Raw genomic sequence first — 10,206 nt, forward strand, 5'->3', positions numbered from 1 at the left:
ACCGCGCATAGTGGGCACCTCCGAATGGAAATTCCCGAAGATTCCCGGACACTTGCCAACAAGGCAACGCTCCAGGAACGCCGGTCCCCCCGCCCTAGGAAGACCATGCGCCGTTCGCTCCTCGTCTGCCTCGTGCTCCTGGCCTCGGTGGCCGCCGCCCAGGAAAAAAAAGCGCCTCGCGACGCAGACCTCGGCAAGAAGTCCACCACCAACATCGACAAGTCCCTCGCTGGCGACATCACGCGCAAGAAGGACGACACCGAAGCGGCTCCCCAGCTTCAGTACGATCAGTTCCGGCTGGGCGTGGAGTTTCAGGTCGCGTCCAAGCGCCGTGAGCAGATCGAGTCGCTGAAGAAGATCATCTCCCTGTCCGCGGATCAGAAAGAGGCCCCCAGCCTCCTGTTCCGCCTGGGCGAGCTGTACTGGGAGGAGTCGAAGTTCTACTTCTTCGAGGCCAACCGCAAAGACGACGACCTCATCGGCGCGATGAACCGCAACGACGCCGCGGGTCAGCAGCGGGCCAAGGCGGAGAAGGCCGAGCTCCAGGCGCGCCAGAAGGAGTACGGCAAGCACGCCGTCGAGCAGTACACGAAGATCGTCCAGGAGTACCCGAAGTTCGAGCGCACGGACGAGGTGCTCTTCTTCCTCGGCCAGTACCTCATGGAGGACGGCCAGGACCGCAAGGCGCTGGTGGCCTTCAAGCGCCTCATCGAGAAGTGGCCCCAGTCCAAGTACATCCCGGACGCGTACTTCGCCTTCGGCGAGTACTACTTCAACAACTCCAAGGGGAAGCGCCCGGAGCTGGAGAAGGCGCTCACCGCCTACAAGAAGGCGGCGGAGTTCCCGGAGAGCCAAGTCTACGCCTTCGCGCTCTACAAGCAGGGTTGGTGCTACTTCAACCTCGCGGACTACGCGGCGGCCAAGGACAAGTACAAGACGGTCGTCCTGTTCGGCGAGCTGGCGGGTGCCAACGCGGTGGAGAAGGACGCGGGCAAGAAGGGCAGCAAGAACTCGCTCGTGCGCGAGGCCCGCAGCGACTACGTCCGCGCGTTCGCTCGCGAGGGTGACGTGACGCAGGCGCGCGAGGACTTCAGCAAGGTCGCGACGAATCCCGAAGACCGCTTCGCCATGATGAAGACGCTGGCGAACCTCTACTACGGGGACGGCAAGGACCGCGAAGCCGCCATCACGTTCAACGCCCTCATCAAGGAGAAGCCGCTGTCGCCCGAGGCGCCTGGCTTCCAGGGGAAGATCGTCGACTGCATCCTGCGCATGGGCAACAAGGAGCGCACCGTGGCCCAGGTGCGCCGGCTCGTGAAGATCATGAAGGACGTCGAGTCCTCGGGCGTCATCAAGGACGACAAGGACAAGAAGGCGCTCGCCGAGGCGAAGGAGATGTCCGAGCGCACGCTCTCGAACCTCGCCGTCACGTGGCACAACGAGGGCAAGAAGACGCGCAACGAGGAGACGTTCAAGTTCGCCGACGCGGTGTACAGCGACTACCTCACGCTCTTCCCCGAGAACCCCAAGGCCTACGACCTGCGCTTCTTCTGGGCGGAGTTGCTCAACGACAACCTCCAGAACTACGAGAAGGCCGCCGCCAACTACACGCTCGTCGTCCTGCAGGACGCCAAGGTGCTGGAGGCCAAGGACGAGAAGGGCAAGCCCAAGCCGGGCAAGCCGGGCAAGTGGCTGCCCAACGCGTCCTACAACGCGGTGCTCGCCTACGACGAGGTCGTGAAGGCGGCCGAGGCGCGCGGTGAAGGCAAGAGCGAGGCGGCGGGCTCGGACATCACGAAGAAGATCGCCATCCCCACGCTGAAGAAGTCGCTGCTGGACGCGTGCGAGCGCTACCTCAAGTACGTGCCCAAGGGCGACAAGCGGGTGGAGATCGCCTTCAAGGCGGCGAACATCTACTACCGCCACAACCACTTCGACGAGGCGGTGCTGCGCTTCAGCGAGATCGCGCTCGGCTACCCGGACTACAAGTTCGAGAACGGGGAGCGCGCCGCGGAGATCGCCGCCAACCTCATCCTCGACTCGTACAACCTGCTCCAGGACTTCGCGAAGGTGAACGAGTGGGCGCGGCGCTTCTACGCCAACGACAAGCTCGCCACGGGCAAGTTCCGCGATGACCTGGCCAAGCTCATCGAGCAGTCGTCGTTCAAGCTCGTCAGCCAGTTGGAGGAGAAGAAGGAGTTCTCCAAGGCGGCCGAGGCGTACCTGAACTTCGTGCACGACTTCCCGCAGACGGAGATCGCCGACCTGGCGCTCTACAATGCGTCTGTCGACTACTACAAGGCGAAGAGCCTGGATAAGGCCATCGAGGTGCGCAAGCGCCTGTTCGCCGAGTATCCGCGCTCGAAGTACGTGCCGGACTCCATCTACGCGAACGCCGAGGCACTGGAGGCCATCGGCGACTTCGAGGACGCCGCGGGCACCTTCGAACTCTATGTGCGCGGCTACGAGCGCAGCCTGAACGAGAAGGGCGGCGGTGTCGTCGTGGCCGCCAAGGGCCGTGGCAAGCACGCCGCTCGCGGTGGCAAGCGAGGCGCGGCGCCCGTGCCCTCCGAGTCTGGCAAGCCCGCCGTGGTGCAGAAGTGGGACGAGACCAAGGCGCAGGTGGCGCTGTTCAACGCGGCGACGTACCGCGAGGGACTGGGCCAGCTCAAGGCCGCGCTCAAGAACCGCGAGCACTACCTGGAGCTGTGGCCCAAGTCGAAGGACTACGAGCAGGTGCTCCTGTCCATCATCGACCTGTACACGAAGCAGGGCGCGTACTCGAAGTCGCTGAAGATGCTCGAGGACTACGAGCGCGACAACGCGCGCTCGGCCAGCAAGATGCTGATGGCCGAGGGGAAGATCGTCGACATCTTCGAGAACAAGATGCACAAGCCGCGCGACACCGCGCGCATGTACAAGCGCATCTCCGACTACTACGACCAGCTGCCGAAGCGCGTGCAGACGTCGCTGGAGAAGCCGGCCCTGGCCGCCGCCGCGCAGGCCAACCTGCTGGCCATCGAGCCGGACTGGAACGAGTACAAGCGCCTGAAGCTCTACTGGGGGGCGCCGCCCTCGCCGGATCGCTTCAAGGCGTCCGTGGTGGACAAGAGCCGCGCGCTGGAAGTGGTGCAGAAGAAGTATGTGCAGACGGTGGCCATGGGTGCGCCCGAGCCCGCCATCTGCGCGCTGCAGCGCATTGGCCTGGCGTACGACCACATGGCGGACCGGGTCATCAACGCGCCCATGCCGCGCGGTCTGGATGACGAGGGACAGCAGGCGCTGCGCGACGAGTTCGCCAACCAGGCCCAGCCGCTGAAGGACAAGGCGACGGAGGCCTTCGCGGGCGCGGTCGCCAAGAGCCGCGAGCTGGCGGTCTACAACGACTGCGCGGCCCAGAGCCTCAAGCTGCTGCGCACGACCTACGCGCCGGATCGCTATCCGGAGATGCCGGAGGAGAAGGCCGCGCTGAAGAACCGCGAGCTCATCATCGGAGGCGATCTGCTGGTCGCGGTGCAGGACGTGCCGCCGCCCGCGCCCGCCGCCGCCGCCGAGAAGCAGGCCAAGAGCGAGGAGCTGCGCGAGGACCTCTCCGCGCTCACCAACCAGCTGCGTCAGCAGACCGAGTCGCAGGTCGGTGCGAAGCCGGCGGCGGGTCCGCAGGACGGCAACGCGACCAAGAAGCCGGCGGATGATCAGGAGCCGGAGGACTTCCTCTAATGAATCGTACCCATCTCTTGCGTCCCGTCCTCCTGCTGGCGGCCACGGCGCTCGTGGCCTCGGGCTGCTCCACGACGAAGGCGGCGGCTCCCACGGGCCCCACCAAGCCCACCGTGGTCACGAAGACTGGCCCCGAGGAGGCGCCCACCATCTCCAACCGCGCCAAGCTCCTCTTCGAGGACGCGGTGAAGTCCTTCGACGCGCAGAAGAAGGCCAAGGCGTTCGACTACCCGTCGCTGGAGCGCAAGTTCAAGGCGGCCCTGGAGGCGGACGCCAACCTCGCCGAGGCCGAGTACAACCTGGGCGTGGTGGCCGAGCGGCAGGGCAAGAACGACGAGGCCCGCGCGCACTACAAGGCCGCGCTCACCACGAAGCCGTCGCTGCGGCAGGCCTCCGAGAACCTGGCCATCCTGAGCCAGAACTCCGGTGACGTGGCCGGCGCCGTCGCGCTCTACCAGGACGTGCTCCAGCGCTATCCGGATGACGCCAGCTCGCGCGCCCGGCTCGCGGAGATCTACCGGCAGACGGGTGACCACGACAAAGCCATGGCGCTGGCGCGCGCTGCCCTCATGCGCGACCCGCAGTCCACCACCGCGCTGAAGGTGATGATCCGCAGCTTCCTGGACCGCAAGCAGCTCGCGATGGCCAAGCTGGTCGCGCTGCGTGGCGTAAAGATCGACGCGGCGGATCCCGAGATGCAGCACGCCGTGGGCCTCATCCTCCAGAAGGAAGGGGACAAGGAGGGCGCGCAGCTCCAGTTCAAGCGCGCCCTGGAGTCTCGCGCGGACTACGTGCCGTCGCACGTCATGCTCGCGCAGCTCGCCCTGGAGTCCGAGGACTACCCGGGCGCCGAGGAGCACCTGCGGCGCGTCCTGCAGGCGGATGGCAAGAACGCCGCCGCGCACCTCGACCTGGGCATCGCGCTCAAGGGGCAGGGCCAGTTCGACAAGGCCATGCAGGAGTACGACGAGGCGGAGAAGCTGGACCCGAACCTCGCGGCCATCTACCTCAACCGCGCCGTCATCCTGCACCGCGTGAAGGACGCGCCGGAGCGCGCCGTGGAGCTGTACAAGAAGTACGTGGCCATGGCCGGCGGTGACGTGGCGCTCTCGGGCGAGGCGCCCGTGTTCGCGCTGCTGCGCGAGGCGGAGAGCATCGTCCAGGCCAAGCGCGAGGCGAAGGCCTCCGAGGATCAGGCCAAGCAGATGGAGGCGCTCCAGGCGCAGCAGCAGTCCGCGCTCAAGGCCGAGGAGGCCAAGCAGAAGCCGGCCCCGGCGCCCACGCCGGGTGGGGCCGCGACGCCCGTCAACTCCACGGGCCCGTCCACCCAGGCCACTCCGGCCACGGGCACGACGGGCACTCCCGCGCCCGCGGCTGCCACGCCCGCGACCTCGCCGGCCCCCAGCCCCGCGAAGTCGAAGGCCGCGCCGGAGAAGAAGAATGCAGGAGCGGCGGATTCCGAGGAGCCGTCCGACGACCTGCTGTGAAAACGGAAGCGCCCGCGCGTACCTTCGCTGTGGCGTGGGCGCGCGGGATGATGCGAACCTTGTGCGTCCCCGCGATCCAGGGGACGCGACGTGCATGGTGGCCCCGCGGGGCCTTCGTGGAGGCGGTATGCGGAACCTGCTGATGCTGTGTGTGGCGCTGTCGGTGTTCCCGGCGTTCGCCGCGGAAGATGGTGGCGGCAAGGGGCAGGGCGGCGAGGGCGCGGCGCGCACGCAGAAGACGACGAACATCGACTTCGAGGACGACACCATCGAGGGTGACCTCACGAAGCCGGATGGCGAATACGTCGAGGCGCGCAAGACCGTGAAGCACTCGAACCTCATCCGCGTGCGCGAGGACTTCGAGGACAAGGTGATGCAGTCCGTGGGCGAGCTGTAGTCGCACTCCTGGGCGGGAACCTCCCGTCGAATCCGTTGTCGAAGAGCGCAAAAGCCACTCGGGAGCTCTCATGGCCGTTCCGCTGACACTCAAGGTCTTCAAGGGCGACACGCTGGTTGCCTCGAAGGACTACGAGCGCGACATCATCAAGATTGGTCGGCTGTCCTCCGCGCACCTGTGCCTGGACGACGACAAGGTCAGTCGCATCCACTCCGTCATCGAGGTCTCCACCGACGGCACCATGTCCATCATCGACATGGGCAGCGTCGAGGGCACCTACGTCAACGGCAAGCGCGTCACCAAGGGCCAGGTCGCCTTTGGAGACGAGATTCGCGTGGGTGGCACCACCATCCGTCTGGAGAATCCGGCCGCGGTCGCGGCGGTGAACCTGGCGGCCGCGGTCGCTACCGCCGAGGCGCCCACGGACAAGAACCCCGTGGTGGCCGCCGCTCCGGCGCCTGTTGCCGCTCCGGTGGTGGCTCCCAAGGTCGCTCCGGCGCCGCCCCCGGCCGCGATGGATACCTCGTTCGCGACCACGCAGAAGCACGCGGTCACCACCGCGGCGCCCGACGACGATGATGCCCCCGCCGCGCCCGTGGATGCCGCGCCGCGCGTGCGCACCGTGCGCCGCTCCAAGTCCAGTGGCCCCATGGGCGTGTCGCTCCGGCTGCTGTGGGGCGATCAGCGCGTGGGCGAGTTCTTCATCGCGCCAACCAAGACGAAGAAGCTGTTCACGGTGGGCTCGGCCAAGGGCGTGGACTTCGTCATGGGTGACGCGAAGCTGGGTGCTCCCAGCTTCGTCGCGCTGCAGGCGGACGGGTCGAGCTTCTCCGTGCGCTTCACGGGGAAGATGAAGGGCGAGCTCACCCGGAAGGGCGAGGCGCGCGACCTCAAGGCCGTCATCGAGTCCGGCAAAGTGTCGCACGAGGGCGAGGCGTACTCGCTCACGCTGGAGGCGGACGACTTCTACTGGGTGGACCTGGGCGGCGTGACGCTCGAGGTCCAGTTCCAGCCGGTGCCCAAGCCGGTGGTGGTCCCGCTCGGCGAGAACCTCGACTACACGGCGCTCAACATCTTCCTGGTGATGTTCTTCATCGCCACCGCGTTCGTCATCCACTCGATGAACCGCACGGATCGCGGGGACGAGTACTCGGACGAGCTCAACGGCAACGATGCGCGCATCGCGAAGCTGATCATCAAGCCGCCCGAGACGCAGAAGAACAAGTTCCTCGAGAAGCTCAATCAGCAGAAGGAGAAGAAGTCCGGGGAGATGGCCGCCAAGAACCGCGGCGACGAAGGCCAGATGGGCAAGAAGGACGCCGCCAAGACGGGCAACAAGACCGCGGTCAAGGGTGATCCGAACAAGAAGGATCAGGCCCGCGCGCTCACCGCGAAGATCTTCGGCGGTGGCAAGGGCGGCATCTCCACCATCTTCGGCAGCAACGGCCTGGGCGGCGAGCTCAAGAGCGCCATGGGCAACATGTTTGGCGCGCGCGCGGGTGACTCGGCTGGCTTCAACGGCATGGGCCTGCGTGGCAACGGCGGCGGTGGTGGCGGCACCGGTGACAGCATCGGCATCGGTGGTGTCGGCACCAAGGGCCGTGGTGGCGGCACCAGCGCGTATGGCACCGGCGTGGGTGTGCTCGGCGGCAAGCAGAGCGTGGACGTGGGCATCACCTCGTCCGACCCGGAGGTCATGGGCTCTCTGGACAAGGAACTCATCCGCCAGGTCATCCAGCGCAACCGCGGCCAGATTCGCTTCTGCTACGAGAGCTTGCTGAACCGCTTCCCGAAGCTGGGCGGCAAGGTGGCCATCAAGTTCGTCATCAGTGCCAACGGCAGCGTGGCCTCGTCCAATGTCTCGCAGTCCACAGCTGGAAACGCGGAACTGGAGATGTGCGTGGCTGGCCGTGTGCGCACGTGGAAGTTCCCCGAGCCCAAGGGGGGCGGCTCGGTCATCGTCACGTATCCGTTCAACTTCAAGCAGGCCGGCGACTAGCGCCGACCTGGTCTCTCGCTCGGCGAGCGGGCTCTGAGTGGGCCCGCTCGCGTGGTCTTTCCGACCCCCGCCCCCGCGGGTGTCGCGCAACCCCTCAGGCACCGAATGAAAGTCCTCGCCCCATTTGCCCTGTGCGCCACGTTCCTCCTCCCCTTGGTCGCGGGTGCCCAGGAAACCTCCTCCAGCGTCGCCACCGCGGACCGCCCCGCCGTCACGTTCGATGAAATCGAGCGGGGCGTTTATTTCTCGGTGCTGGGGGGCCCCAGCTTCATGGTGAACCCGCCTGCGTCCCAGGGGCCTCGTCCCTTCTCCACCGGGCAGATGGCGCAGGTGGAGCTGGGGGTGGACCTGGGCCAGCGCCTCTCGCTGGGCGTGTTCCTGATGGGCACGGTGAACCGGGCCGGCTCGGACTACGTGGGCAACTCCCAGGGCGCCGCCTCGGGCGACTTCTCGACGATCGTCCCGGGCGCGGTGCTGCGGGCCCATCTGGTGGGCTTCGCGGACAGCCAGGAAGTGAAGCGGACGTGGATCTATGCCCGCGCGGGCGCGGGCTATGCGATGTTTACGCCGAAGAAGCTCCTCCCGGATTCCGACATTCTTGTGTTTGCCGGGCCCGGAGTGGAGTACTACACACGGCTGCGCCACTTTTCCGTGGGTCTTGAGGTGACGGGGAACTACCTCGTCTCCGCGGGCACTTTCGGGTTCGCTGTGGCGCCGAACATTCGCTACGCGTTCTAGCGGGAGATTCACGTGGCTCAGGAGAATGGAAGCGGTGGGCCGCGCCCAGGTGGGCGCGGTCGGGATGGGGGTGCGCCGGGCCAGGGGCCGCGCCGCGATGGTCCTGGCGGATTCGGTGGCCGGGGTGGACCGGGCGGCCGAGGCGAAGGACGTGGCCGGGGTGAAGGCCGAGGGCGCGACCGCGACGCGGGGCCGGTGGGGCCTGGGCAGCGAGTCATCGCCGAGCTGAGCACCCTGGAGAAGGCCCTGTCCAAGTCGGACTTCTCCGCGGAGAAGGGGCCACTCGAGGCGATTGTCCGGTCGCTGAAGCCCATGCGGCTCAAGTCGCTGGAGGACCTGGACCTCAACACCCGAGGCCGCCTCATCACCACGATGCTGCGCGTGCAGCGTCAGGTGAAGCCGGCGCTGCCGGAGAGCGTACCGGCCGAGGCCGCTGCTCCCGCGGAAGCTCCCGCACCGGAGGCCGAGGCCACCGAGGCCGCCGCCCCGGCTGAGGGCGCTGCGCCCGCCGAGGCCGCTGCCGCCGAGCCCTCGCCGGCCGAGCAGGCGCGCACGAAGTTCAATGCCTGGACGGACGTCATGTTCCTGGTCGGTCGCGTGTGGCGCGCCGCCGGTGACGCGGACCGGGCCGAGACGGCCTTCACGGCCAGTGGTCGCCAGCCGACCGCCGAGGCCGAGGAGCCGGCGCCGCGCACCGAGGAGCGTCGCGAGCGTCCCGCCGAGCGGGGCGAGCGTCGTGACCGCGGTGAGCGTCGCGAGCGCCCGGAGCGCGGTCCCCGCCCGGAGCGGAGTGCCGCGGGCGAGCGTCGCGAACGCCCTGAGCGGGGTCCCCGCCCGGAGCGTCCGGAGCGCGCGCCGATGCCCGAACTCACGGGCGAGTGGCCGGAGCAGGCCAAGCAGCTCGAGGGCATGGGGCGCACGCGTGACGCGGCCCGTCTCCACGAGCGCAACAACTCCTACGCCGAGGCCATCCGCCTGTTCGAGGCGGGCGGCGACCTCAAGAGCGCCCTGCGCAACGCGCTGGCCGGTCAGGACAACGACGCGGCCCGCCGCTTGGTGGGAACGCTCCCGGCGGAGCAGATCGCCGCGACGCTGGAGAAGGCGGGCGCCTACGAGCTCCTCATGGAGCACTACGTCGCCAAGGGTGACTTCGAGAACGTCGCCCGGCTGTACGAGCGCGCGCGCCAGTTCGACCAGGCGGCGCTCGCGTACGAGCGCGCCAACAAGCTGACCCTGGCGCGCAAGGCGTACGAGCGGGCTCGGGACATGGCGAGCGCCAACCGCATCCGCGGCCTCGAGGTGAAGAACCTCGTGGAGCGCGGCGACCGCCTGGGCGCGGCCACCCTCCTGGTGGCGGTGGGCCAGCGGCGCGAGGCCGTCGAGGTGCTCGGCACCCTGCCGCCGCCCAAGGCCTTCCACTTCATGCAGCGCCTCAAGCTGGATGAGGAGGCCAAGACGCTGGCGCAGCGCGAGCTGGCCCGCGCCGAGCAGGAGCAGAAGCCGGCGGGCCGCGCCCGTTGGCTGGAGCTGCTGGGTGACACCGCCGCCGCGGCGGAGACCTGGGAGCAGGCTGGCCGCAAGGACAAGGCGCTTCCGCTGCACGAGAAGATGGGCAACATCGCTCGCGCGGCGCAGCTCGCCGAGGAGCTCCAGCTGCGCGAGAAGGCCCTCGCGCTGTACACCCAGGTGGGCGATGCCGCCGGGGTGGAGCGCGCGAAGGCGCTGCCCGAGGCTCCGGCCTCCGCGCCTGCCGCCGACAAGTCCGATGCGAGCGACGAGGGCGACGACAGCGCGTCCGCCGCCTCCCCGTCCGGAGAGCAAGAAAGCCAATAATTTCCGTCGGTTGACGGGTTTTGCATGATTGC

7 protein-coding genes are annotated in these 10,206 nt (G+C 68.0%); all 7 read left to right on the forward strand.

Annotated features, from left to right (window positions below):
- Window positions 1–24 precede the first annotated feature (24 nt).
- The 7 genes from JGU66_15240 (at window position 25) to JGU66_15270 (ending at window position 10,174) form a co-directional block, all read left to right on the forward strand.
- A complete protein-coding gene (locus JGU66_15240; protein MBJ6762126.1) occupies window positions 25–3,720 on the forward strand; it encodes a tetratricopeptide repeat protein in 3,696 nt (1,231 codons plus the stop codon).
- Entirely contained in the window at window positions 3,720–5,207 is a 1,488-nt protein-coding gene (gltE, locus tag JGU66_15245) for an adventurous gliding motility TPR repeat lipoprotein GltE (GenBank protein MBJ6762127.1), read from the forward strand. Before JGU66_15240 ends, gltE begins: the two co-directional genes overlap by 1 nt.
- 127 nt (window positions 5,208–5,334) lie before the next feature.
- Window positions 5,335–5,604, forward strand: a complete 270-nt coding sequence (gene cglF, locus JGU66_15250; protein MBJ6762128.1) for an adventurous gliding motility protein CglF — start codon at window positions 5,335–5,337, stop codon at window positions 5,602–5,604.
- 70 nt (window positions 5,605–5,674) lie between these two features.
- Window positions 5,675–7,603, forward strand: a complete 1,929-nt coding sequence (gene gltG / locus JGU66_15255; GenBank protein MBJ6762129.1) for an adventurous gliding motility protein GltG — start codon at window positions 5,675–5,677, stop codon at window positions 7,601–7,603.
- Between the two features lie 105 nt (window positions 7,604–7,708).
- Window positions 7,709–8,341, forward strand: a complete 633-nt coding sequence (gene cglE / locus JGU66_15260) for an adventurous gliding motility protein CglE (protein ID MBJ6762130.1) — start codon at window positions 7,709–7,711, stop codon at window positions 8,339–8,341.
- Between the two features lie 25 nt (window positions 8,342–8,366).
- Entirely contained in the window at window positions 8,367–8,570 is a 204-nt protein-coding gene (locus JGU66_15265) for a hypothetical protein (GenBank protein ID MBJ6762131.1), read from the forward strand.
- Window positions 8,537–10,174, forward strand: coding sequence for a DEAD/DEAH box helicase (locus tag JGU66_15270; GenBank protein MBJ6762132.1), 1,638 nt, complete (start codon window positions 8,537–8,539; stop codon window positions 10,172–10,174). Before JGU66_15265 ends, JGU66_15270 begins: the two co-directional genes overlap by 34 nt.
- Window positions 10,175–10,206 lie beyond the last annotated feature (32 nt).

The sequence above is a fragment of the Myxococcaceae bacterium JPH2 genome (assembly GCA_016458225.1).
Lineage (GTDB): Bacteria > Myxococcota > Myxococcia > Myxococcales > Myxococcaceae > Citreicoccus.